General features: G+C 43.7%; 20 protein-coding genes. 19 read left to right on the forward strand and 1 reads right to left on the reverse strand.

Annotated features, from left to right (window positions below):
- Window positions 1-110 precede the first annotated feature (110 nt).
- From M1J35_RS13485 to M1J35_RS13520, 8 genes are all read left to right on the forward strand, one after another.
- Window positions 111-983: a TetR/AcrR family transcriptional regulator gene (locus M1J35_RS13485; protein ID WP_254651449.1), complete on the forward strand. Its 873-nt coding sequence runs from the start codon at window positions 111-113 to the stop codon at window positions 981-983.
- A gap of 125 nt (window positions 984-1,108) precedes the next feature.
- A complete protein-coding gene (locus M1J35_RS13490) occupies window positions 1,109-8,665 on the forward strand; it encodes a carboxypeptidase regulatory-like domain-containing protein (RefSeq protein WP_254651450.1) in 7,557 nt (2,518 codons plus the stop codon).
- Between the two features lie 322 nt (window positions 8,666-8,987).
- Entirely contained in the window at window positions 8,988-9,626 is a 639-nt protein-coding gene (locus tag M1J35_RS13495; protein WP_229595272.1) for an ABC transporter permease, read from the forward strand.
- 18 nt (window positions 9,627-9,644) lie between these two features.
- Window positions 9,645-10,637 carry an ABC transporter ATP-binding protein gene (locus M1J35_RS13500; RefSeq protein ID WP_224520093.1) on the forward strand — a complete coding sequence of 331 codons (993 nt, stop codon included), beginning with the start codon at window positions 9,645-9,647 and terminating at the stop codon, window positions 10,635-10,637.
- Window positions 10,638-10,641: 4 nt separating this feature from the next.
- Window positions 10,642-11,379, forward strand: a complete 738-nt coding sequence (locus M1J35_RS13505; RefSeq protein WP_224520092.1) for an ABC transporter permease — start codon at window positions 10,642-10,644, stop codon at window positions 11,377-11,379.
- A 24-nt stretch (window positions 11,380-11,403) separates the two neighbouring features.
- Window positions 11,404-12,309 carry a glycine betaine ABC transporter substrate-binding protein gene (locus M1J35_RS13510; protein ID WP_254651451.1) on the forward strand — a complete coding sequence of 302 codons (906 nt, stop codon included), beginning with the start codon at window positions 11,404-11,406 and terminating at the stop codon, window positions 12,307-12,309.
- 229 nt (window positions 12,310-12,538) lie between these two features.
- Window positions 12,539-13,159 (forward strand): TetR/AcrR family transcriptional regulator, encoded by a 621-nt coding sequence (locus tag M1J35_RS13515; RefSeq protein WP_254651452.1) that lies wholly within the window; start codon window positions 12,539-12,541, stop codon window positions 13,157-13,159.
- Window positions 13,160-13,181: 22 nt separating this feature from the next.
- Window positions 13,182-14,597 (forward strand): MDR family MFS transporter, encoded by a 1,416-nt coding sequence (locus M1J35_RS13520; RefSeq protein WP_254651453.1) that lies wholly within the window; start codon window positions 13,182-13,184, stop codon window positions 14,595-14,597.
- Between the two features lie 48 nt (window positions 14,598-14,645).
- Here M1J35_RS13520 and M1J35_RS13525 read toward each other — a convergent pair whose 3' ends face one another.
- Window positions 14,646-15,422: a putative hydro-lyase gene (locus M1J35_RS13525; RefSeq protein ID WP_224520086.1), complete on the reverse strand. Its 777-nt coding sequence runs from the start codon at window positions 15,420-15,422 to the stop codon at window positions 14,646-14,648.
- 115 nt (window positions 15,423-15,537) lie between these two features.
- Between M1J35_RS13525 and M1J35_RS13530 the strand changes: the two genes are divergently transcribed.
- The 11 genes from M1J35_RS13530 (at window position 15,538) to M1J35_RS13580 (ending at window position 25,358) form a co-directional block, all read left to right on the forward strand.
- The gene (locus M1J35_RS13530) at window positions 15,538-16,842 is read left to right on the forward strand and encodes a D-serine ammonia-lyase (protein ID WP_254651454.1); all 1,305 of its coding nucleotides are present in this window, start codon (window positions 15,538-15,540) and stop codon (window positions 16,840-16,842) included.
- 104 nt (window positions 16,843-16,946) lie between these two features.
- Window positions 16,947-17,834, forward strand: a complete 888-nt coding sequence (locus M1J35_RS13535) for a cupin domain-containing protein (RefSeq protein WP_254651455.1) — start codon at window positions 16,947-16,949, stop codon at window positions 17,832-17,834.
- 160 nt (window positions 17,835-17,994) lie between these two features.
- Window positions 17,995-18,546, forward strand: coding sequence for a signal peptidase I (gene lepB, locus M1J35_RS13540; RefSeq protein WP_371928671.1), 552 nt, complete (start codon window positions 17,995-17,997; stop codon window positions 18,544-18,546).
- Window positions 18,547-18,628: 82 nt separating this feature from the next.
- Window positions 18,629-19,246, forward strand: coding sequence for an HAD family hydrolase (locus M1J35_RS13545; RefSeq protein WP_254651456.1), 618 nt, complete (start codon window positions 18,629-18,631; stop codon window positions 19,244-19,246).
- 168 nt (window positions 19,247-19,414) lie between these two features.
- Window positions 19,415-19,915, forward strand: coding sequence for a YehS family protein (locus M1J35_RS13550; RefSeq protein ID WP_224520082.1), 501 nt, complete (start codon window positions 19,415-19,417; stop codon window positions 19,913-19,915).
- A gap of 3 nt (window positions 19,916-19,918) precedes the next feature.
- Complete coding sequence (locus tag M1J35_RS13555) at window positions 19,919-20,626, forward strand: M48 family metallopeptidase (protein WP_254651457.1); 708 nt, start codon at window positions 19,919-19,921, stop codon at window positions 20,624-20,626.
- A 36-nt stretch (window positions 20,627-20,662) separates the two neighbouring features.
- Complete coding sequence (locus M1J35_RS13560) at window positions 20,663-20,863, forward strand: hypothetical protein (protein ID WP_254651458.1); 201 nt, start codon at window positions 20,663-20,665, stop codon at window positions 20,861-20,863.
- A 71-nt stretch (window positions 20,864-20,934) separates the two neighbouring features.
- Entirely contained in the window at window positions 20,935-21,303 is a 369-nt protein-coding gene (locus M1J35_RS13565; protein ID WP_254651459.1) for a nuclear transport factor 2 family protein, read from the forward strand.
- Between the two features lie 219 nt (window positions 21,304-21,522).
- Entirely contained in the window at window positions 21,523-23,817 is a 2,295-nt protein-coding gene (helD, locus tag M1J35_RS13570) for an RNA polymerase recycling motor HelD (protein WP_254651460.1), read from the forward strand.
- Between the two features lie 153 nt (window positions 23,818-23,970).
- Window positions 23,971-24,549: a kinase gene (locus M1J35_RS13575; protein ID WP_254653760.1), complete on the forward strand. Its 579-nt coding sequence runs from the start codon at window positions 23,971-23,973 to the stop codon at window positions 24,547-24,549.
- Window positions 24,550-24,656: 107 nt separating this feature from the next.
- Window positions 24,657-25,358, forward strand: a complete 702-nt coding sequence (locus tag M1J35_RS13580) for a DUF421 domain-containing protein (RefSeq protein WP_224520078.1) — start codon at window positions 24,657-24,659, stop codon at window positions 25,356-25,358.
- The last annotated feature ends 346 nt before the right edge of the window (window positions 25,359-25,704 follow it).

The raw sequence follows: 25,704 nt of genomic DNA on the forward strand, positions 1-25,704 counted from the left end.
CATTTTACCTAAAAAAATCATCTAGTCAAGAAATAATGCTCTTCTCATTTTTACTGAGTATGGTTAAAATGAAAAAGGGATATTTTTCTCTGGATATAGAGGTGTAGAAAATGGATAAGCGGAACGCAATACTCGAATCAGCAGTGGAACTCTTTGGAGCACATGGTTACAATCATACGTCCATGCAACAAATTGCCGAAAGTGTCGGTATATCAAAAGGCTCCCTTTACTCTTATTTTCAATCAAAGGAAGATTTGATCATTTCTATTTATGAACATTATCAACAACTTGTATTTGAGCGGGCATTCGTCGTAGGACTGGATGGGAATCTGCCGCCTATGGAGAGGTTTGCAAAACAGTTCCAAGTACAATTCGAAGGGATATTGGATTATAAGTCTTATATGAAAATGCATATGAGAGGGGAGTCCACGAAAAATAGTGAAAAGCTGGCGGCCATGGAGCACCGAATGAGGGGGCGTCTGTTCAGCTGGCTGGAACAAAATCTCCTGGATGTATATGGGGAAGAAATCAGGCCATACAAATGGGATCTGATGTGGATGACTCAGTCCATTTATGCTTCTTATATGATGTTGATGATTTCTCAAGATGATACCCTTGATCCCTCAAGGTTAGGAGCACATTTAGTGAGACAGATAACTCTCCTTGCCAATGACTTCCTAAGGGGGAATAGTTCTCCTCAATTGAATGATGACATGATGAAATCCTTTTCTGTCAGTATGGACAAGGAAGGTGCTTTTATATCGTTTGAGAAGAGGGAGAAAGCTTGGGAATCCCTGTATGGGAAGATCAAAGGGATGGATAATAGTAGAGATTATGTGGACATAGCGAATCGGATTTCTGAGGAATGCCGGGAATCGGAACCGGACAAGTTGATCCTGAAAGGATTATTTCGATTATTGATGGATAAGGAAGAGTTAAGAATTGAAGCTGAAGAATTAGAAAGACAGCTCCTTCCCGAGTGATTGGGAGGGGGTTTTTTTGTTGGGAAAATGCATAATTACCTGCAAATACTGGACATTTGGTGAGGCGATACTCCTATCCCCTAAATACTATAATAGAGATCATATCATTTAAAGGAGGTTTTTTTGTGGCATTTCCCAGTAATGCACAGTATACCCCGGTTTTAGTCGGGGGGACACCCTTATTTGACGCCTTAGGAGATGAAAGTCCCGTTTCAACGGATATAGTTGGGAATTCAACTTTCCCTGCAGGTTTTTTTGCCTACGACGGGACCAATGTGTATTTTCGATTAAGACTGAACGGTGATCCGAGGAATAATCAATTAACCGGCTTCAGGAATTTTGCGTGGGGTGTACTAATAAACACAACAGGGGTAGCGGGAACTTACGACTGGCTTTTTAACGTCGATGGATTGAACAATAGGGTGAGCCTGATTCAAAATACCGTGAAGTTGGTCAATTCATGGAATGACCCTGCGGAAGGGACGGGAGGGGGGAATCCTAATTTTGCCCAACCAATTACAAACTTTGACTTTGCCAGGGTAACACCTGCTGATTCCAGCATCGGTGGAGATCAGGATTTTTTCCTGGATTGGTTTCTTCCTGCAAATACGGTTTTCTCTTTCTTGGGTATCAATGCATCATCAGCCATTCGTGCCATTTACTTTTCATCTGCCAACGCAAATAATTACAACAAGGATTCATTAAGAACAAGTGAAGGGTTTTCTTTCGCTAACGCCTTTACTGATCCCGTCACTCCAGATCAAGCTGATATCAGGGCGAGGCTGGCAACGAACAAAGTACGGAATTCAGGACCGGCAACAGTTGTCCTTGGACAGCAGGCAACTTGGACAGGTACAGTAACCGTAACAAATACCGGAAGATCACAAGCTACCTCAGTCTTTCTTGATGACATCATCGGTCCTGATCAAGTGAATTCATTTGTCGTCAACACAACCTCACAAGGTTTAACCTCGTATAATCCAGCCACTAAATTGCTAACTTGGAACGTTGGTAACCTGAATCCTGGAATAACGGCAACCTTAACATTCACATTGAATGGTGCATTCACGAGCAGTGGTTCACGCAATTTAGACAGAGTACAAGCTACAGGATTTGATTCTTCGTCAGGTAACGCCATTCAGTCCAACACTTCCGTCGTTACCATCAACGTCCAACAAACCGCCACCATCAATGGGACCATTACTGATCAATCAACCGGATTGGTGCTTCCGAATACAACAGTTTCGCTTTTACAAGGAATGAGTATAATTGCAACCACCCAATCGAACGCAAGTGGATTTTATACGTTTACGAATGTAGTGCCAGGTAACTATACGGTACAGGCTGCCAGAACGAACTACGTGACAGGAACTGCTAATGTGTCTGCAGTAGGGGGCACATCAACAACGGCAGATATTGCACTCGTCCCTCAGCCGAGTACCATTTCTGGAAACGTATCAAATGGCGGCTCTATAAACAATGCAACCGTACAGCTTCTAAATAACTCGGGTACTGTAGTAGCTACTACCACCACAAACGTAGCAGGAAATTATTCTTTCGTAAACGTAACTCCGGGTCTTTATAATGTCACCGTTCTTGCCTCTGGCTTTCAGTCCCAAACCAAATCCGTCATGACAGAACCTAATCAGGCAGCTGTGGTCAATTTCATACTGATCGCAAATCCCGGTTCGATTTCCGGTACGGTCCGTGATTCCACCAATAATACGGCCATCGCCCTTGCTAATGTTGAATTGTTGGATTCAAATGGAATACCCATTGCCAGTACGACTGCAAATGGAAGCGGTCAGTACAGCTTCAACAATCTGGCTCCTGGAAATTATCAGGTAAGATCCTTTGCCTCCAATTATAGTACAACAACCGTATCATCTACGGTTACGGCAGGTAATATTACGAATACAAACATTTTTCTTGAACCAAATCCCGGCTCGATTCAAGGATCGGTAATAGACAGCGAAACCACGTCAGCTATAACCGGAGCTTCGGTTCAAGCGGTAAATAGTCAAAACGTCATAGTAGCGAGTACCACCACAAATGGTAGTGGTCAGTATTCATTGAGCAGTCTTTTACCCGGCTCATATTCTCTCATTTTCACGGCAAATGGCTATGCTACTCAAACGTTAGGTGCGGTTGTAACCTCCAACGCTGTTACCATTGTGGATGCTGCCTTATTGAAACTCGCAGGTGCCCTGATTGGTACCGTACAGGATCCTAATGCGGTTGCCATCCCGGGTGCAACGGTTACCGTCTTCCAGAATAATATTCAAGTCGGTTCGGTCATCACCGATTCAAATGGAAACTATATGGTGTCGGGATTGCCTCCTGGAAGCTATACAGTTGTCGTCAGTGCCCCTAATTACACAACGGAATCTGTGGCAGCAATGATAGAAAATGGTCAAACCACAACTGTTAATGTAACCCTTAATGAAGACCCGGGTACGTTGACCGGGTTTGTGAGGGACACGAATAATGTTCCGATCCCTGGGGGGAGTGTGATTGTACAAATCAGTACAGGAGCTGGAATCATTGTAGCTACGACGGTAACGGCTCCAGACGGTTCCTATACGGTCCCTAATTTAGCTCCGGGAAATTATACAGTAGTCGCAGCGGCTTCCAATTTTCAAGCTGCCACACAGGGAGTGACCATTTCATCCAACACGACTTCAATAGTGAATTTTAACTTGGCTTCCGACCCTGGATCGATTTCCGGTATCGTCACAAATGCGCAGACCGGAACGCCCATCATCGGTGCAAATGTACAGGTTAGAGTGGTTGATTCAAGTGGCGCAGTGATAGCCACGGTCCTAACAGATGAGAATGGACAATATGTTGTAAATGGTTTAGCGCCCGGAATCTACACTGTTGTTGTGTCAGCACAGGATTTTCAGACTAATGCTGCTACTATACAGGTCATCTCCAATCAAGCAACGGATGGAAGCATCGCCCTTCAACCCGATCCGGGTCAGATTACCGGCACAGTAGTGGACAGTGTAGGAAGCAACCCAATCCCCGGAGCAAGTGTCAGCATTGTGAACAGTTCCGGAAACTTGATCACGACAGTACTGACAGACACAAATGGTGTATTCATGGTAGAAGGTCTTGCCCCTGATAATTATACAGTGAATGTATTTGCAAACAATTTTCAAAATGGTATGGTCGGTGCTCTCGTTTCCTCCGGACAAACGACACCTGTATCTGTTTCCTTGGAGCCTAATCCAGGTTTCATCACCGGCACAGTCATTCCTCAGGTTCCAAATACAGTCGTCCAATTAAGGGATGTGAACAATGTACTGATCGATTCAGTCGTGGCGAACCAGGATGGTACGTTCTCATTTAACAACTTGACACCTGGAATCTATACAGTGCTGGCATCAGCCCCGAACTATTCAACTGCTCAGGCAGGGGTTTCGGTCCTCGCAAACCAAACGTCAACAGTGGATTTGACTCTTGTTCCTAATCCAGGTTCTGTATCCGGGATCGTAACAGATAATCTTGGAAACCCGATTGTAAACGCAATCGTACAGATATTCGACCAAAATAACATTCTGATTGGCTCCGGATTCACAGATTCATCAGGTCAATATATTGTCGGTAACCTTCCAAGTGGATCATTCAATGTGGTGGTCAACTCTCCTGGTTTCGGCCAGGTCATCACCGGGATAAACCTAGGTGTTGGAGAAGATTTAACCGGAGTAAATATTTCATTGATTCCTAATCCCGGCATCATCGATGGACAAATTACAAACTTTACGACAGGCGATACAATCGCAGGGGCTACAGTAGTCATTATTGACGGTATTTCCCAAATCCCGGTAGCAACCACAACAACTTCAGCCTTTGGAAACTATTCGGTCAGTGGCTTGTCACCTGGTTCCTATATTGTGTCCGCTTCAAAAATGAATTTCACTACGGAGCAAATCGGCGCCATTGTCATAAGCGATTCAGCTACAAGAGCAGACCTTGCATTAGGGGAAAACCCGGGAATGATATCCGGGAATGTGGAGGATACCAACGGAAATCCGATAACGGGGAATGGGATCCAAATCTCCGTATTCAATGAAAATAATGTGTTAGTTGTAAGCTTCTTAGCGAACTCCGATGGAACGTATTCAGTTCCTTCCCTAGCACCGGGCACATATTTCATTACCGCAAGTGCTCCGAATTACTCATCGTCTACCGTATCTGCCATCGTAGAATCAAATCAAACCACTACCGTTACCAACGTCTTAGCTGCAAATCCCGTCACGCTTACGGTGCAAGTCGTCATCGAAAATACCCTTACACCTATTGAAGGATCCGCCGTCACGATTCGTCACTCAAATAATATCGTGATTGCAACAGGGATTACAGATGGAAACGGTATTGTAACCTTTTTCTCCTTGCCGACAGGGACGTTGAATATTACAGCCGATGCTTCTTCTTTTGGAACAGATACAAAGTCGGTCATCGGGGGGCCTGGAGATAGCTTATCTGCTGTCCTGAGTCTTGCTCCAAATCCCGGGCAGATACAGGGCCTTGTATCAAATCTTGCAAGTGGAGAGGCGATACCTAATGCAGTCATTCAGCTCTATGATATTACCAATGTACTTGTCCAAACCACACTTTCTAATCAAAATGGGGCATATGCGTTTTCAGGGGTAACACCTGGCGTATATACTGTCATTGCCAACGCAACGGATTTCGGACCGGAGACGGCCGGGGCCATAGTCACTTCCAATCAAACGAGCTTTTTGAGCTTCGCATTAAGCCCGAATCCAGGGATTGTCCAAGGGTATGTAAGGGATTCGGTTACCCTGGATCCCATAGTCGGAGCCACTGTGGTAGTTCGGGAACTTTCCGGAACGGGTCCGGTCATCTTCACTACGATCACAGATTCGGATGGATTCTTCCAGACAACCACCCTATCCCCAAGAGTATATGTATTAGTAGGAAGCAGCCCTGATTTTGGTTCGAACTCTGTATCGGCAGAAGTCATGAGCGGGGGGGTAACCAATGTTGAAATCCTCCTTACTCCAAATCCGGGGGCTTTGACTGGGACGGTAAGGGATGCCCAGACTTTGCAACCTTTAACAGACACTTTAGTGAGGGTTATCAATAATCAGGGAACGATAGTCGCAACCGTTCAAACGTCAATTGATGGGACATATTTCATTCCTGGATTGACTGAAGGAAGCTATACCGTTTCAGCAATCAACACGGGTTATCAATCCTTGCTTCAACAAGTGAATATTCTACCAAATAGCACCATTGTGCTGGATTTCAACCTATTGGCCAACCCAGCAACCCTTAGTGGAACTGTCGTGGACACAATTACTGGATCACCATTAACGGGCGTCATCATCGAGGTTTATGTCAGTGGGACAGATATTTTGGTAAGACGTGTTCTCACTGATGAAAACGGGAATTATTTGATTGAAGGACTTCCCCAAGGGACTTTTGACGTGAAGGCTCAGCTTCAAGACTACGCGATCAGTGTCAATACAGTGTTCTTATCTCCAGGTGAGAGCGAGGAGTTAAATATTGCGCTTGTCCCATTCCCGGCAACGGTCCAAGGAACGATAAGGGATGCCGTTACGCTGGATCCGATTAGCGGGGCTCTTATAAAAGTGGTGATACCAAATACAGACATTGTCGTTGGAAGCATAATAACCTCGAGCGATGGAACGTATTCGATCGGGAATTTACCAAGTGGAAGCTATAATGTGGTTATCTCAGCAGACGGTTATGCAACAGAAGTCATTCCTGTCATACTTGCTCCTAATGGAACAGAAACCGTAAATGCGGATCTGGATCCAAATCCGGCCGGGATTACAGGTTTCGTATTAAATGCACAAACGACTACTGGCATACAGGGGGCGTTAGTAAGAGTATTTAACTCTGACGGAGTGTTTATTACCAGTACTTTGACAGATGATAATGGGCTTTATGCGATTCCTGGTTTGGCTCAAGGTCAATACACCGTCATTGCAAGTGCAGACGGTTTCGGAGAACAGATCGCGATTGTCACGTTATCTCCTGGGGAAACGGAAAGCCTGAATTTCAGCTTATCAAACCAAACCGCAACCCTAAGAGGGACGGTACGGGATGCAGTCAGTAATCAGCCAATACAATCCGCCCTCGTCCAAGTCTTCAGGATCGGAACATCGATTCCCGTGGCTTCTGTTCTCACCGATGGTTCAGGTGAGTATGAATTTACTGGTTTAGATCCAAGGGAATACAGGGTGGTCTTCTCAGCAGATGGTTATACAAGTGAGGTCTTTAGAGTATTCCTTACGAACGGGGAAGTCCAAACGTTGAATGCAGAGCTTGGTCGTCGACCAGCTACAATTAGAGGACGGGTAACGGATGCAAATACAGGAGAACCCATCCAAAGTGCAGGTGTCATAACAGTCATAAGCGGAAGCGGGATCATCGTAGCATCAACCTTGACCGACCAGGAAGGGAATTATATTCTAACCGGTCTTTCAGCCGGTGATTATAATGTCATTTTCTCTGCGGACGGCTATGTGAGTCAGACGGTCATGATCAGATTAAGTACAGGTGAAATGGCGATTATTAATGCGGCATTAGAATCAAACCCTGCCACCCTGACCGGGTTTGTGCGGGATGCTGCAACCCTGTCTCCGATTGAGAATGCGCTCATCCAAGTGTTCAAACCTGATGGAACACTTATAGGAACAACACTCTCGGATATGAACGGGAACTATACAATCTCAGGATTGCCGGGAGGAACGCTTGTCATCATCGCAAGGGCAACAGGATACCAGAGTCAGTTACAACCAGTCACGCTCACCCCGGGAACGACGAGCACGCTCAATTTCTTATTAGCAGACAATCCTGGAAGTGTCAGTGGTACCGTCACGGATATTCAAACAGGTGAGCCCATCTCACAAGTGCTTGTACAAATCTTCCCTGTAGGTTCACTGGTACCGATCCGGTCCACGTTAACCGATCCCGATGGATTCTATATTTTGACGGGCTTACCTCCTGGAACATATGTCATCAGATTTACTGCTTCAGGATATCCGGTTAAAGAGGTGACAATCGTATTAGCGGAAGGGGAGAACAGGCTGCTGAATGTTCAGTTGGGAGAAGTCATTCCTCCACCACCTTCAAACCTCAGACCTGAATGTATTTCAGTCGAGAAGGTATATGATTGGGTCATCGCTACTCATAATTCAACACAAGCATTCGGACTATCCCCGGACTGCAGGAAACTGGTGAATGGATTGCTTGAAAGGGGAGAGGGAATAGATATTCAATGTCAGCTTGATCCTTCCGTTTCTCCTGGATGCTCTCTGATTTCTTTTGAAAGAGGAACCCCGGGTACTGTTGAAATCAGGGGGGAAGTGAAACTCCTTGTAACGTTGAGTTCCAGAACGGATAATGCCGAAACATGTACAATGGAAGTACCTGTCTCCTTCGATAAAATAGTCGCGGTTTGCTTACCCGAAGGAATGGATGCGGGTAATGTGAACTGCTCAATCGTTGATTTTAAATGCCGCGAGAAGGGAGTAATTCTTACTCGCGACCAGGCAAAGATTCCATTTATCGCATGCCTGGAGATAGAAATACTTCAGCCTGTCACTCTTGAAGTACTTGGTGAATTTTGCAGACCAAGGACAGTAGTCGAACGTGTGAAAGAGGATGAAGATTTGTGTTAAGATGAAGTAAGGGGCTGTTTCAAAGGTCAGTACTAACTGACTTTTGGACGCTCCTTTTTTATGGTGGGTAATTTATGCCTTATATCCCTGGCCAAGAATTATTTTCACCTTCATAAGATAACCACCATCCTTTATACCTGAGACCAATGACACAACGCAATGACAAAATGTTTTGAAATTCGACAACAAGGGTAAAGGAATGTTGGCGCATTTATACGGTAATACTAATTCCGTGGGTCGTCAGGACGATACTAGATCCTGAACGGCTTTTATTATGGCCAAAAATACATATATTGAGGAGGGTGAAATTGTGGATAAATGGATGAAGTTTCTGGAAGTCAATGCCCCTCGGATTCTTGATCTCACGATAGAGCATGCGGTGCTCGTAGGTCTAGCCATTATCGTAGCTTTATTGATTGGGGTACCTTTAGGCATTTATTTAACGACCAACGATTATCTGGCGGAGACGGTGTTGCAAATTGCATCCGTCATGCTGACAATTCCGAGTATTGCCCTGTTTGGCGTCATGATTCCGATCTTTTCCATCATCAATCAGGGAATAGGATTTGTGCCAGCATTTGTAGCCTTGGTTCTTTATTCTCAGCTTCCGATTATACGGAATACATATACAGCAATCCGGAACGTGAGCCCCGAGATGCGCGATGCAGCAAAGGGAGTCGGGATGAAGACCCACCAGCGACTGTTAAGAGTCGAAATTCCAAATGCCTTTCCGGTCATAATGGCAGGAATCCGGACAGCTGTCGTCATGAATATCGGAATTGGAGTGATCGCAGCTTATATAGGTGCAGGAGGACTTGGTGTCCTGATCACTCAAGGGATTTCCAGAGGTGACAATTACCTGATCATCAGCGGATCTGTTGCAGTAGCGATACTTGCCATGATTGCTGACGCGATCTTGTTATGGATTCAAAAACGCTATACACGTAAAAGCATTGCATAAAGTGAAAGAGGTGAAGAGATGATTACGTTTGATCAGACTACAAAGACCTATGAAGGTGGTGTGACGGCGGTGAAAGGTGTCGACTTTACCGTGGAAGAAGGTCACATCGTCGTACTACTAGGACCATCCGGTTGCGGGAAGACGACTTTATTACGAATGGTAAATCGACTTGAATCAATTACTGACGGTAAAATCATCATAGACGGACAGGATTCAATGGAATTAAACCAAATCGAGCTTCGCAGAAAAATCGGTTACGTCATTCAGAGTAATGGACTTTTCCCGAATATGACGATAGAAGAAAACGTCATGATTGTCCCTGACATGTTAGGGTGGGGCAAAAAGGAGAAGAAGGAGCGTTTCAACAAGCTGATGGAGATGATCGGACTTGACGGGGATAAATTCGGTAAACGATATCCTCATGAATTATCCGGTGGACAGCAACAGCGTATCGGCGTCATTCGTGCTTTGGCAGCGGATCCTCCCGTCATGTTGATGGATGAGCCGTTCGGGGCACTCGATCCGATCATTCGTGAGAAGATTCAGGATGAGTTCCTGCAGATTCAACGGGAAGTGAAGAAAACCATCCTGTTTGTAAGTCATGATATTGATGAAGCGATCAAGATGGCAGACAAGATCGTATTATTGCGCGGAGGGGAAATCATGCAGTATGATACGCCTTCAGAGATGCTTGTCCGTCCGAAGAGTGACTTTGTGTATGAGTTTTTCGGAAAAGACCGTGCCATAAAGAGCCTCAGTCTCCATACGATATCCGATTTGAAAAATATCATAGGACTGGCAGATTTTGATGAAGCAATTCCCGATACGAAGACCATCAACGTGCGGCATGACCTCAGAAATACGTTGTCGATGCTTTTGAATCAGGAAGCTGATCAAGTGATTGTAACCGACGATGCGGGCACTAAATTAGGTGCGATTACCATCGATCTTGTTCAGAAGTATCTTCATTATGAAATCAAAGGAAAATCGAACGCGGTTCAGAAAGGATGATTCGGTGAATACCAAGAAGGTCGTCAGTAATATTGTCCGGTATGTGGTGTATGCGCTGGTCATCCTGTTCTTTGTCTGGGCGATAAAGAATCATTATTTTGACTATATGTTCAGTCAATCCAATACGTTTCTCCACTTATTGAAGCAACATCTGCAGCTCGTCCTGGTGTCTTCGTTGCTTGCCCTTGTGGTTGCTGTTCCAGTGGGGATCCTGATTACCCGAAAGCAGTTCAGGAGAGCCGAGTGGATTGTATCCAATACAGTTAACTTTGGTCAAACCATTCCAAGTTTGGCCGTTCTTGCCCTGATGATCAGTATTTTGGGCATCGGGTTTAAAACAGCTATCTTTGCACTGTTTATTTATTCTCTTTTACCGATTTACCGAAATACGGTTGCCGGAATTGACTCGATTGACGATAATCTCATAGATGCAGCAAGAGGGATGGGGATGAAGCCCCATCAAATCCTTTTCCGTATTGAATTGCCGAATGCAGCGTATTCAATCCTTGCAGGAATCAGGACAGCCGTAGTATTGAATATTGGAACGGCAGCTCTCGCTTATGTCGTAGGCGGCGGGGGATTAGGCGTCTGGATCTTTACGGGAATTCAGTTATTCGATAATGGCTATTTAATATCAGGAGCCATTCCGGTAACGATACTTGCCATTCTGGTTGATTTACTCTTGAGACTTATCGAGCGGCTGGTGGTTCCTAAAGGTACCAAGCAAACAATGGAAATGTAATGGTTAAAGCAGGAGGTGAAATTCATGAAACAGAAGCTGAAATGGGTTGGCATCGTGACCCTTATACTTATGCTTTCCGCTTGTTCAAACGTAGGGATAGGTGGTAAACAGATATCCGTCGGTGGAAAGAACTTTACCGAGCAATACCTGCTTTCTGAGATGACGGCCTTTCTTTTAAAAGAAGAGGGTTTTAAAGTCAAGCAAATGAATAATCTTGGAAGTACCGTCGTACGCAAGGCACTGGAAAACGAGCAGGTGGATATGATGTGGGAATATACGGGGACAGCCTTGATCACGTATATGGGGGAGGAACCGATGTCAGATCCCGAGAAAACGTTCAAAAAAGTGAAAGAAATAGATGCAAAAAAGGGCATCCATTGGATGAATATGTCCAATGTCAATAACACATATGCCCTTGCCATGAATGAAGACCAGGCAAAGGAATTGGGAATCGAATCAATCAGTGATTTGGCACAATACATCAACAATCATCCCGGTGAACTAACAATGGCATCTGATGCTGAATTTGCCAATCGAGCCGATGGTCTCCCGGGTGTGGAGGAGAAATACGGCTTCAAATTCGGTTCGGGGCAGATAAAGCAGATGGATCTTGGTTTGACTCAAAGAGCATTGAATAATCGTCAGGTGGACGTATCGGTTGCCTTTGAAACGGATGCAACCATCGTGGATTATGATCTTGTGACCTTAAAGGATGATAAAAATTTCTTCCCGCCTTACAGGGCAGCTGTCAGTATCAACAAAGACGTATATAAAAAGTATCCCGAAATCAAAGAAATCACTGGAAAATTGGCAGATAAACTAAACAGTGATATCATGCGGGAACTGAATTACAAAGTGGATATCGAAGGAAATAGTGTATCCGTTGTGGCCCATGATTGGCTGGTGGAAAACGACTTAATAAAAGATTAATAAAGACTCTTATAGGACTGGACCGATCGTGGTTCAGTCCTTTTTCATTCTAGCAATAAATAGTCAGCATAGTTTCAGTCTAATCCACTCATAGAAGTTAATCAGCATCAAATTCTAAAAGAAGAATGGATGTTTAAAACCACTATCGTTTGACATATGACACCGTGTCACTTAAAGTGGAGAATGTTCCATGTGACACGGTGTCATTTTTTGAAGGAGGAATGCGAAATTGCCTAAACCTACATTCTTCAATTTGAAGGAAGAGAAAAGGAATGTTTTGGTGGAAGCAGCCAAGAAGGAGTTTTCCAGGGTATCCCTATACGATGCCTCCATTGCAAACATCCTGAAGACGGCTGGAATCCCGAGGGGAAGCTTCTATCAGTATTTTGAGAATAAAGAGGATGCCTTTTTCTACCTCGTAGGAGAGCATGCCCGGAAACGGTTTGAAACCTTTATTGCTTTGTTGGAAACCCATGATGGGGATTTGTTCGAAGCCACAAGGGTCATGTTTCATACAATGCTAGCGTTTTCGTATGAAAATGGACAAAATAATTTTATTCGGAACGTCCTTTTGAATATGAATTACAAAATAGAAAAAACGTTCACACAGACGCTAACCAGCGAAACCATCGATCAGCGCTATGAGGAAATCTTCCTCTTAGTTAATAAAGATCAATTTGAAATTGATAATAAATCGGATTTGTACCATGTGTTGCAAATCCTTTCAGCCGTCACATTCCATAATCTTGTTCAGAGCATTGCAGATGAACTGACGCTTGGAGAAGCACTGGGAAAATACGATAAGGAAATTAACATGATTAAAAGAGGGTTGTGTAAATCCTCTTCATAATTGAATAGAAAGAAGGGAGAACATGAATGACAGAGATGCTAATACCCATTCCGAAACCTTTAATAAAACACCCCTGCTCATAGTCCTCATATCAGGGGCGTTCGCAGCCATCCTCAATCAAACGTTGCTTGGGACGGCTCTCCCTCATATTATGACCGATTTGAATCTGGATGCGAGTACAGCCCAGTGGCTGACGTCGATCTTTATGCTCGTAAACGGGGTGATGATCCCGATTACGGCATTCCTGATCGAGCGCTTCACGACAAGGGCCTTATTCCTGAGTGCAATGGGCTTATTTGCAGGAGGGACGCTCATATGCGCCATTGCACCTAACTTCGGGTTCCTGATGGTCGGGAGAATCATTCAGGCTTCGGGAGCAGGTATAATCATGCCACTTATGCAAACCATCCTCTTTCTTATTTACCCTGTTGAGAAAAGGGGAGCGGCCATGGGAATGTTCGGGCTGGTCATTTCGTTCGCTCCGGCAATCGGACCGACCCTTTCAGGATGGCTTGTTGAACAATTCCCTTGGAGAAGTTTGTTCTATGTGATTTTACCGATCGTCATCGTCGATTTTATCGTTGCGTATTTCATTTTAAAGAACGTGACCAAACAAACGTATCCGAAACTCGATATCCTTTCGATCATTCTCTCTTCACTGGGATTCGGTGGTTTATTGTATGGCTTCAGTATTGCAGGAAGCCAAGGGTGGGGGAGTGTTCAGGTTATCGTTTCGATGATTGTGGGAAGTGTGACACTCTTCTGGTTCATCACAAGACAGTTTAAGTTGAAGCAGCCGATTCTCGAATTCCGCGTGTTTCAAAATAAGATGTTCACATTAACGACAGTGCTGGGAATGGTCGTGTTTATCGCGATGATCGGAGCGGCAACGGTCCTTCCTCTTCTTATGCAGAATATGCTGGGTTTCTCCGCCTTTGAATCAGGACTTATGCTCCTCCCAGGGGCTCTCCTGATGGGGCTGATGAACCCTATTACCGGGAGGATATTTGATAAGTTCGGAGCCCGGTGGCTTGCCATTATCGGGTTGACCATTCTTACGATCACGACGTTCATGTTTACGAATTTATCGACAGGCACATCGTTTATGTACTTGGCCACAGTCAATGCCATCAGGATGTTCGGGGTTGCCATGGTCATGATGCCGGTAACCACTGCCGGGCTGAATCAGTTGGACAGGAGTCTGATCCCGCACGGAACAGCCATGAACAATACGATGAGACAAGTCTCAGGTGCCGTCGGAACAGCACTTCTTGTAACCGTGATGACAACGAGTGCCGATCCCGCCAGAGGACTCGAAGGGATGATCCATGGAGTCAATGTCTCATTTATCGTTGCCGGCATTACGGCCATTGCAGGACTTCTACTCTCCTTTTTCATCAAGAGCGGGCGACCTGCGAAGGTTAGAAGCAATGCTTGAAGGTAATAGAGGGACGGACCTTTCTTGTGACCTGGTCCGTCCCTCATTTTATTTGCCTTCTTGCAAATATTCTTCGTTTTCCCAATCGGTAACAAACATACAGCCAGGGGAATGGGTCAGCATGTAGGGGATTTTCGCATGAAGTGCCACTGCCTGAGGGGTAACTCCGCAAGCCCAGAACATTGGAGTTTCTCCTTTCCTGATACCGACAAAGTCACCGTAATCAGGCTTCGTGATATCCAGAATGCCAATTTCAGCAGGATTACCAATATGAACAGGACCACCATGCATTTTAGGGAATAGTGAAGTTATATCTGTTGCTTTCTGTACGAGTGAATCAGGTATCGGTCTCATGGAAACGACCATCGGCCCTTCAAATACTCCGGCTTTTACTGTCTGAATACTAGTCTGATACATAGCTACGTTTTTATTTTCCTCTATATGACGCAGAGGAATGTCCCCTTTGATGAGCTGACTCTCGAATGTAAAACTGCACCCAATGAGAAAGCTCACTAGATCATCCCTCCATATTTCATCAATCCGATGTTTCTTTTCAACCAATCGCCCATGTTCATATACATGGTACAGAGGGATGTCAGTGCGGATATCTGAATTTTTTGCATACTTGGATCGGAATTGCCCGGGTTCCAACACTTCTACAATCGGACAGGATTTTGGATTGCGCATGGTGAATAATAAAAAGTCAAAGGCATATTCCTTAGGAAGAACAACCAGGTTGGCTTGTACATAATCCTGGCAGACACCTGAAGTGTGAGTTTGGTGCTTTCCGCATCTGATGCTCGTTCTTAGTTCTGAAGGTAACATGGGAACAGGCTCTCCTTTAATTGAAATTTTAATAGTCTGAAGATTGGTATCCATTTTATCATAGATTTGTGCTACGTTATCAGTAATTAATCATATCAGTCAGGGGGAATACAATATGTCTCACAATCTACACGGCATGGATCCGAAAATATTATCGGATTTACAGTCTTATAAAGAAATTTTATGGACCAACCCGTTAGTCAATTCCGGTGATATCCCAGGGGGTGGCTTCCAGGAAATCGTTGAAGCGGAGCAGCGGCTCGCCCGTTTTGCTCCCTATATAAAAAAGGTCTTTCCTGAAGTCGTAAACGGGATCATCGAGTCCCCTATCAAGCGACTGGGAAACATGCAAACTGAGCTTCAAGATTATTTTAAAACAACGATACAAGGTCAGCTGGTCCTCAAATGTGATAACGAGCTCCCGATTGCAGGCTCGATCAAAGCCAGGGGAGGCATTTATGAAGTATTAAAAATCGCGGAAACGGTTGCTTTGGAACAGAACTGGATCCAAGAGACAGACGACTATTCGGTGCTGGCATCGAGTCGTTTCAAGAAGCTTTTTTCACGGTATTCCATCGCCGTCGGTTCAACGGGAAACCTTGGCTTGAGTATAGGAATCGTGGGGGCTTCACTCGGTTTCAAGGTCACTGTCCATATGTCCCGGGATGCGAAGCGATGGAAAAAGGAACTCCTGAGAGAGAAGGGGGTTAACGTTATAGAACATGAACAAGATTTCTCCCACGCGGTTGCTGAAGGAAGAAAGCAGTGTGAGTTGGATCCAGATTGTTTCTTCATTGATGATGAAAATTCAAAGGATTTATTCATGGGCTATTCAGTCGCGGCTCTCAGGCTTAAGAAACAGTTTGAAGAAGAGGGGATTAAAGTAGATCATGATCACCCCTTAATTGTATATTTGCCATGCGGGGTGGGCGGTGGTCCAGGTGGGGTGACCTATGGTTTGAAGCATGTATTCGGCGAACATGTCCATTGTTACTTTGCAGAACCTGTTAATTCCCCTTGTATGCTCCTTGGACTTGCATCCGGCAGACATGAAGGGATTTCAGTCCATGATATTGGACTGAGCAATCGTACGGAAGCGGATGGTTTGGCGGTGGGCAGACCCTCTGCCCTTGCAGGTAGAATGATTAACGAACTGGTGAACGGGGTCTATACGGTAAGCGATATTAATCTATTCAAATTGCTTGCCCTGCTGCATCAATCAGAATCCATCTTCGTTGAGCCGTCTGCAGTGGCGGGGATGATTGGTCCCTTGCTGTCGGATCTGCAGGAACACCTTTCCTCTCTTGACGTGGAATTATCACATGCCACCCATTTAGTATGGGCCACGGGTGGGAATCTTGTGCCGGAAGCCATCATGGAAGAGTATGTGAAAAAAGGAAAGGATTATTTGGTTGACTGAGTTGAGGGATAGTTTGGAACTGGGCGGATGCACACCTTCTGAAACCACGCATATGATATCGTGGTAAAAAGCAGAAGGGAATGATCAGAATGTACAATGTGCCGATGACCTATTCATCATACCCCCAAACCTTTACAGACGCTGCACCAAGAAGTGAAGATAATCCTCAGCACTTAGTGAATACCCTGCTTAACGGTATAAGCAGAAAGGCATCAACTGCAGATTTATACGACCGATTGGCCTGGGCCGCACCAACTAGTGAGGAACGTCAAAATCTAATGCGGATGAAGGAAGACGAGGAGAGGCATTGGTGGGAATTAACCAATTTATACACTTCCCTTACCGATACCCAGCCTACCTATCATGTAGAAAGAATTCCTTTTCATTCCTATCGGGATGGCCTGCAAAGAGGCTATGAAGCGGAGCTTGCAGATTATGAGCTGTATCGGATATGCAGTATGCAGGCACAGCATTCCACGGTATACGAGGTCCTCGTGAATACGTGCAGGGATGAATGGGGGCATGCCGAAAGATTGAGTATGTTAGGTGCAGAAGAAGACAATCGGATGTTGTCTAAGGATTATGGACCATACCCGTATACCGTGAACATTGATGAGGTGACGGTTAATAATGACACGTTCCGCACGGCTTTATGGACGGGTGAACATCTGCAGGTAACGCTTATGAGCATCAATCCCGGGGACGACATCGGTTTGGAAATCCATCCCAATACTGATCAATTCCTCCGTCTTGAACAGGGAGAAGGAATTGTGAGAATGGGTGATCGCCAGGATAACTTAACCTATGAGAAAAAAGTAAGTCAGGATTTTGCGATCATGATCCCGGCAGGTACCTGGCATAATGTCATCAATACCGGAAATACGCCTATCAAGTTGTACTCGATATATGCACCTCCACACCATCCCCGGGGAACGGTACATGCAACCAAGGCTGACGCAATTGCGGCTGAGGAAGGGCATAGCCACTATTAAACTGACTTTAATAAAAAGGATGTGGAATCGGTCGGATTTCACATCCTTTATAATGAAACTATCTGTTCCACTCCTTTCATATTTGTTGACAAAAATTCAGGAATAATATGTTAAAATGAAGCAGTGAGGATGAATAGAATGAGAGTTTGCAAGTGAGAGGATGAATCGATTGGTGAATAAAAGCAAAAAGATTATGGGATGGGCACAGCCTTTGATAATTGGGATAGCGTTAGCCGTCATTATTCGTTCCTTTATCGTCATACCCATTGTGGTTGAAGGAGCTTCGATGAATACCACTTTACTGGATCATGACCGCATGATCGTAAACAAAATGGATAAACCTGAGCGGTTTGATATTATCGTATTTCACGCAACTGAAACAGAAGATTATATTAAACGTGTAATCGGGCTGCCTGGTGACAAGATTGAATATAAAAACGATACGTTATACATAAATGGTAAAGCATATGATGAGCCTTATCTGGATGAACAAAAGGAAGTGACGGTAGGGGCGTTAACCCCTGATTTCACTTTACAGGATACCCCTTTAAAACAACTAACGGTTCCGGAAGGTGAATTATTCGTCATGGGTGACAACAGGAGGTTCAGCAAGGACAGTCGTCAGATCGGCTCGATCCCGATCAATAAAGTAGTGGGAACGACGAATATTGTGTATTGGCCGGTTAAGGAGATGAAGATCATTCATCATTAGATGATAGAAATGGCGATCATCAACTTGGCAGATTTTCAAATGCAGAAAATCAGAAAATACAAAGAGTCTGGAGGATGGAAATATGGACAGCATCATCTTTGATCTGGATGGTACCTTGTGGGACCCGATCGAGTCGGTACTGGAAGCTTGGAATAAGACAATCATCGAACATGAGCAATTAGAGCATGGAATCACCAGAAGGCACTTAGAGGGTACCATGGGGCTTCAAATGAAAGAAATTGGTAAGAAGTTGTTCCCGGAATTGAATGAAGAGGAAAGGGAACAATTATTGAAAGACCTTTCCTATCATGAAATTCCCCACCTGAGTAAGAACGGTGGTCAAATATATGACCATGTAGAGAAAGTGTTGGAGAAGCTTTCTGAGAAATACGATTTATTCATAGTAAGCAACTGTCAGGACGGTTATATCGAAGCATTCTATGAATATCATGGGCTGGACAGGCATTTCAATGATTACGAGAATCCAGGGAGGACTGGTCTTTCAAAAGGGGAAAACATTAAACTCATCATTGACCGAAACCAATTAAAGGAACCTGTCTATATTGGAGATACAGAAGGCGATCGTAAAGCAGCCAAAGAAGCAGGCATCCCCTTTGTATATGCATCGTATGGATTTGGAAAAGTAGAGTCATATGACTATAAGATTCAATCATTTGATGAATTATTAAACATCTTTTAAAGGTCTGTTCTCTTTGAGGGACGGACCTTTCATTTTTTTCTGAATGAATTAGAAAGAAGATCTATTTTGCCTATGCTTTTTGAGAATCTTATCTTGCAAGCTTCTTTTTATGCCGTTAAGATGGTAAGCTAATGATTTAGTAAACGCAAAATCTCAGGAGGCATTCAAATGAATATTGATAATAACGATATCTTAATTCGATTGCGGTACGCTCTCGATCTTAAAAATACAGAAATGGTAGACATCTTCAAGCTTGGTGGAATAGAATTATCAAAAGATGAAGTGATGAAAGTGCTGACGAAGTCAATGGATGAAGAAGGGTTGAATGAAGGGGACGATCACATACATTGTGACGATGAGATGTTCGAATCCTTTTTGAATGGTTTTATCACGTTTAAAAGAGGGAAGCGGGAAGTGAAGCCTGGACAGGCGGAAAGACCGGAATTAACGTATGAACATGTGAATAATCTTCTTTTAAAGAAAGTAAAGATTGCACTTTCCTTAACCAGTGAGGATATGATTGAAATCCTGGAATTGGCTGACGTACATATCACCAAAGGGGAATTAGGTGCGATTTTTCGAAGAGAAGGCCATAAAAACTACCGTATATGCGGCGATCGCTACGCGCGGAACTTCTTAAAGGGGTTGGCAATCAGATATAGGGGTTAGAAGATGAATCATACGTATGCAGGAGAGACGATTCAATTTGAACTTAAGTATAAAAACCGTAAATCAATCGGCATTTTCCTAGATAGCTATGGGAATATTGAAGTCCAAGCACCTAAAGGGACGGATGAAGAATCTGTCATTCGATTGCTTGAGCATCATTGGGATGGGATCCTTCAGAAATCGAAAGAATTGAAGGAGCGTTTAAATGGCCCTCAGATGAAGTCCTACCAACATGGAGAACCTTTCCTGTATCTCGGAAAAAGCTTCCCCATTGAAGTTCTTCATACCCCTGACATCACGAAAGACTCTGTCACTTTTAGCGGGGATACGCTAAAAATCCAGGTCAGAGAGCTTGAAGATGAACGGATAAAGCAGGCGTTGAAACGTTTTTACTACAAGAGGTGCAAGTCCATGGTAGAGAGCAGCATTGCTCATCATCAGCACCATTTTAAGAACAAGCCCCGGTCGGTACGCATTTCAGATAGTCAAAAGACCTGGGGGACATGCGACGGTAGAAGACAGCTGACTTTTAATTGGAAATTGGCCATGGCCCCACAAGAGGTCATCGACTATGTCGTTGTCCATGAAATGTGCCATATGATCCACCTCAACCACGATCGATCTTTCTGGAGGTTGGTTGGGAAGATTGTCCCTGATTATAAAGAGAAAGAGAAATGGCTGGCAAGTACAAGTTGGAAGATGACCGTATAGTGAGTCATGTCAGCAAGAGATTGGGAGGGATGGAAAATGACGATTGCCAGTTTCCTTATCATTGCCTGGATACTCAGTTGGTTTAAATTTGATCGGCTTTTTATTCAAGCATGTAAAGAGCTTTTCAAAAAAGAAGTGACAAAGGCAACCTATTATTTCACCTTTTTTTGCATTGGAACGATAGGGGACATCACTTTATTTTTTAATGGAACTTTTTATGATGTACTAATCAGTTAGGGAAGAGTGTTCAATAAACTAAGTGATATATATATAGTGAAAGGGTGATGGAAGTGTCTGAATCATATGCAATGTCCAAAAAAGAAATAGCCGTTTCGTTTCTGGAACGAGTTGCCTCAGGAGATGTCCGGGGAGCGTTTAAGGATTACACAGGAAATGATTTTCGTCATCACAACCCCTATTTTCGTGGTGACCCGGATTCGCTCATGATCGCCATGGAAGACAATGCTATTAAAAATCCCGACAAGAGATTTGAAGTGAAACGAGCGATGGAAGATGAAGAGACAGTAGCGGTTCATTCCTATGTAAGGCAGAACCCCGAGGATGCAGGGGCAGCGGTTGTCCACATTTTTCGATTTAAAAATGGAAGAATCGTAGAATTATGGGACGTAGGTCAACCGATTCCGGAGAATCCTGTGAACGAGAATGGGGTTTTTTAGAACGGGAGAGCAGATATCTATCTACACAAAAACCTGCACCACTAGGATAAATAGTAGGTGCAGGTTTAAATTTATTATTGTAAATGTCTTGTGATTATGATAAATTAATACAGAAACACTTTTACTAGGGTAAAAATATTCATATACCCTCAATAATAATTATACAACATAATATTCTCGTTAGTCAACCCTGAATTTTATAGCTGAAGGAGTGCTTAGATGAAATCTGAAATGAGGCATGAGCAAAAGCGAGTGGACGATGTGATTGATAACATCATGCAACAGATCGAAACCCTGGAAACCGAAACAGGAAGGCGCAAGGAGGAAGTGGCGGAGACCCGAAATCATTTCTGGGATGAGGTAAAGGTAAACACAGATACCTTCGATGATTTTCTGGAAACCGTTATTGCCTTAAGGCAGCAGGCGCAATCGTTAACCGTTTCGGAGAGTACTCACAAACAGGCACTTAAAAAATTATCGGCTTTGCACAGGATGAAAGGGAAGCCCTATTTCGGGCGCATTGATTTTACTGAAGAGGGGGAATCCACTGAAAGGGTTTATATCGGGATATCGACCCTGACTGATCAAACAGGTAATGACTTTCTTATTTACGATTGGCGGGCACCGATTTCAAGTGTATATTATGATTATCCACCAGGGCAGGCCGAATACACCACCCCGGGAGGCATCATCCGTGGGGTGGTGGAAAGCAAGTGGCAGTATCTCATCAGGGATGGTGTGATTCAGTCCATGTTCGATACGAGCCTCACGATCGGCGATGAGATTTTACAGGAGGTACTCGGTAAACGAACAGACAATCACATGCATAGCATTGTCGCTACGATTCAACAGAAGCAGAATCAGATTATCAGGCATGACCAGGGCAGGCTCCTCATTGTTCAAGGAGCAGCTGGGAGTGGGAAAACATCTGCTGCCCTTCAGCGTATTGCGTACTTATTATATAAATATAGGGAAACCTTGAAAGCAGATCAAATTGTTTTGTTCTCACCTAATTCTATGTTCAACAGTTATGTTTCTCAAGTTCTACCTGAACTTGGGGAAGAAAACATGGAGCAGGTAACTTTCCAGGAGTATTTGGACCACCGATTAAGCAAAGAATTCCAGGTTGAGGGTCCATACGATCAGCTCGAGTACGTGTTGAGGAAAGCAGACAACCGCCAAACGTATGAAACACGTACGGCGAGTATCCAATTCAAGGCATCTACCGATTTCTTTGAAGCAATCAAATCATACAGGGAATCCTTAGAGGGTTCAGGGATGAAGTTCAAAGGAATCATGTTCAGGGGAAGGACGATCGTTACGTCTGAAGAGATCACCGAACGTTTTTATTCATGTGACACATCACTTCGTTTCCATAACAGGATCGAAAAGCTGACTGAATGGCTAAACATTCAAATCGATCAGGCAGAGAAACGAGAACGGGTGGAGCCTTGGGTGGAAGAAACGATTGAATTGATGAGCAATGAGCAATACCATAAGGCGCGTAAGTATTTTAGGAAGAGAAATATCTCCGATGATTACGAAGTAGAGTACGAAGCGTTGAGAAGATTGGTTGTACGAAAAAAGTTCAAGAAGCTACGCAAATGGATCAAGACCCTCCAATATGTGGATGTAAAAGGGGTTTATCAGCAGCTCTTTACAGATCCTCTGATGATTCGTTCTTTAATGAGTAGGAATACACCTGGGAAATGGGAATATATATGCCGTTTGACGTTGAGAATGCTTGACAAAGGGAAACTTTATTACGAAGATGCGACGCCATTCTTACTATTAAAAGAGCTGATTCTCGGTTTCCAAACGAATACATCCATTAAGCATGTACTCATCGACGAAGCACAGGATTACTCTCCATTTCAATTTGAGTTCATCAAGAGGCTGTTTCCTTCAGCGAAATTGACCGTCCTCGGAGATTTTAATCAGGCTATCTTTGCTCATGCAAACGAACATGTTGATTTCAGTAATCTGACAGAATTGTATGGTCCGGATGAAACAGATCAGATTAACCTGACCGAGAGCTACCGGTCCACTAAACCAATCATAGATTTTACACGAAGGCTGGTTCCCGGCGGGGAACATATCTCCGCTTTCGAGCGGGATGGAGCAAATCCTGTCATAACGACAGTCACAGACCATGATGACCTGTATGATCAAATTACCGGAACAATTGAGAAATGGAAGGCGCATGGGTACCATTCAATCGCCGTCATATGCAAAACCGCTGAAGAAAGTGAACGTGTATTTGGTTCATTAAACCAAGTCGAGAACCTGAAACTAATGAAAAGCGTCTCCCTCGAATATGAACAAGGCGTTGTCGTCATACCTGCTTACTTAGCCAAAGGAATCGAATTCGACGCCGTCATTATTTACGACGCATCAGCCCAAACATACGATGAAGAAAGTCTACGAAGACTATTCTACACCGCATGCACACGAGCCATGCACGAACTAACGCTCTACAGCATAGGCAAACCAACCCACTTCATCCAAGTATAGAATGAGGGACGGACCTCCATTTTTCAGAAAGAATCCCTATACAAAAGGATTTTGCTCTGAAAAGAGAGGTCCGTCCCTCTTTTATGAAAATAATGGTAAAATATGATGTGGAATTAACTAAGAGGTAGAGGAGTGGATAAGTTGAATTCCTATATGGATTTGTTGAATAGTATGGGTGCCCACCATGGTAATTCGAGATTTGTGTTGGGGATAGACGGATTAAGTCGTTCGGGGAAGACTACTTTGGTTCAACAATTACGCTTTGAATTAGAGAAAGAAGATCGTCCCTATCAAATTTTTCATCTGGATGATTTTATCGTTGAACGGGCACGCCGTTATCATACTGGTTCAGAAGAATGGCAGGAATATTTTCATTTGCAGTGGGATGTAGAATGGCTTTCAAATCACTTCTTTCAGAAATTGAAAGCAGAGGAACAGATCACTCTCCCATTTTATGAAGGCTCGCGAGACACTCATGACGACAGAACCATTCCGTTGCCAAAGAAAGGTTTAATCATTATTGAAGGAGTATTTCTTCAGAGGGAAGAGTGGAGACATTTTTTTGATAAGATTATCTATTTGGACTGTTCGAGGGAGACGAGGTTTAACCGCGAATCAAACGAAACGAAAAAGAATAGGTCAAAATTCGAAAATAGATATTGGAAAGCAGAAGATTATTATATCAATCGGTATCATCCTGCAGAATCGGCAGATATCATGATAACTTCATAAGCCGTTATGCGGTAGCGGGGTTTTTCAAATGCATGGTGACGGGGTAAAGTATATTAGATACTTATTAAACAATACTAATAGAAAATACCTGTAGGAGTCGAACCGAATTGATTCACGTTGATTACTTTGAAATGATTGCTCGTTCAACAGCAAGCTTCCTGGTTCTCCTCCTTGTCGCCCGTTTGCTTGGAAGGAAACAATTGAGCCAGTTAACTTTTTTTAACTATATAACCGGGATCACCATCGGTTCCATTGCAGCAGATATTGCAGGTGAATCGAAGACGCCTTTTTTTGAAGGACTCACCAGCCTTGTCTGGTGGAGTGTCTTAACACTCCTGGTTGGATATATCGGACTCAAATCACCGAGAGCACGGGTAGTGATGGATGGGCAACCGGTCATTGTCATGAAGAATGGTAAAATTCTTGAAGATACGTTAGGGAAACATCATCTGAATATGGACGATTTAAGCATGCTCCTAAGAGAAAAAAATGTATTTTCTACTAACGAAGTTGATACCGCCATCTTCGAACCTGATGGGAAATTAACCGTGTTTTTAAAATCCGACAATCAACCATTAACCAAAAAGGATCAGGATATCATAACCGGTAAACCTACATACATCCCAACAGAATTAATCGTTGATGGGAACATCCTGTATCAGAATTTAAAGGAAGTGGGCATATCTGAAGAGTGGCTTCGAAATCAGCTGCACCACTTCCAAGTGAAACTTCAAGATGCATTTTATGTTGAGTTGCAGGAAAATGGAACACTTTACATTGATCGGCGTCGGGACCGGTTAAAGGAGTAGAGAAGGTGTCAACCCTTACATTAGGGTGGCACCTTTTAATTTTGGAAAGGATTGTGTTTTATTAAATAATTTGGAATAATTGGAATATGCGTTCGTACTATCAATAGCTGTATTAGGAATGGGGGAGTTGAATTGCTATTGTTTATCATACTGCCTTTTGTCATGGGACTGCTGGGAGCGTATTTAATAACAGTCGGTCTTTGGGAACTTAGGATAGGAATCGACAGAAAAAAATATTCAACTTATATGTTCACTGGACTTGTATTGATCCTTTTCCTCATGATGGGTTAGTGAGTAAATAAAAACTGATTTTTTATCTTTTTATCTATCCGTAATGGGGTAACAA

It is taken from the genome of Rossellomorea sp. KS-H15a, assembly GCF_024195245.1.
Classification (GTDB): Bacteria; Bacillota; Bacilli; order Bacillales; family Bacillaceae_B; genus Rossellomorea; species Rossellomorea vietnamensis.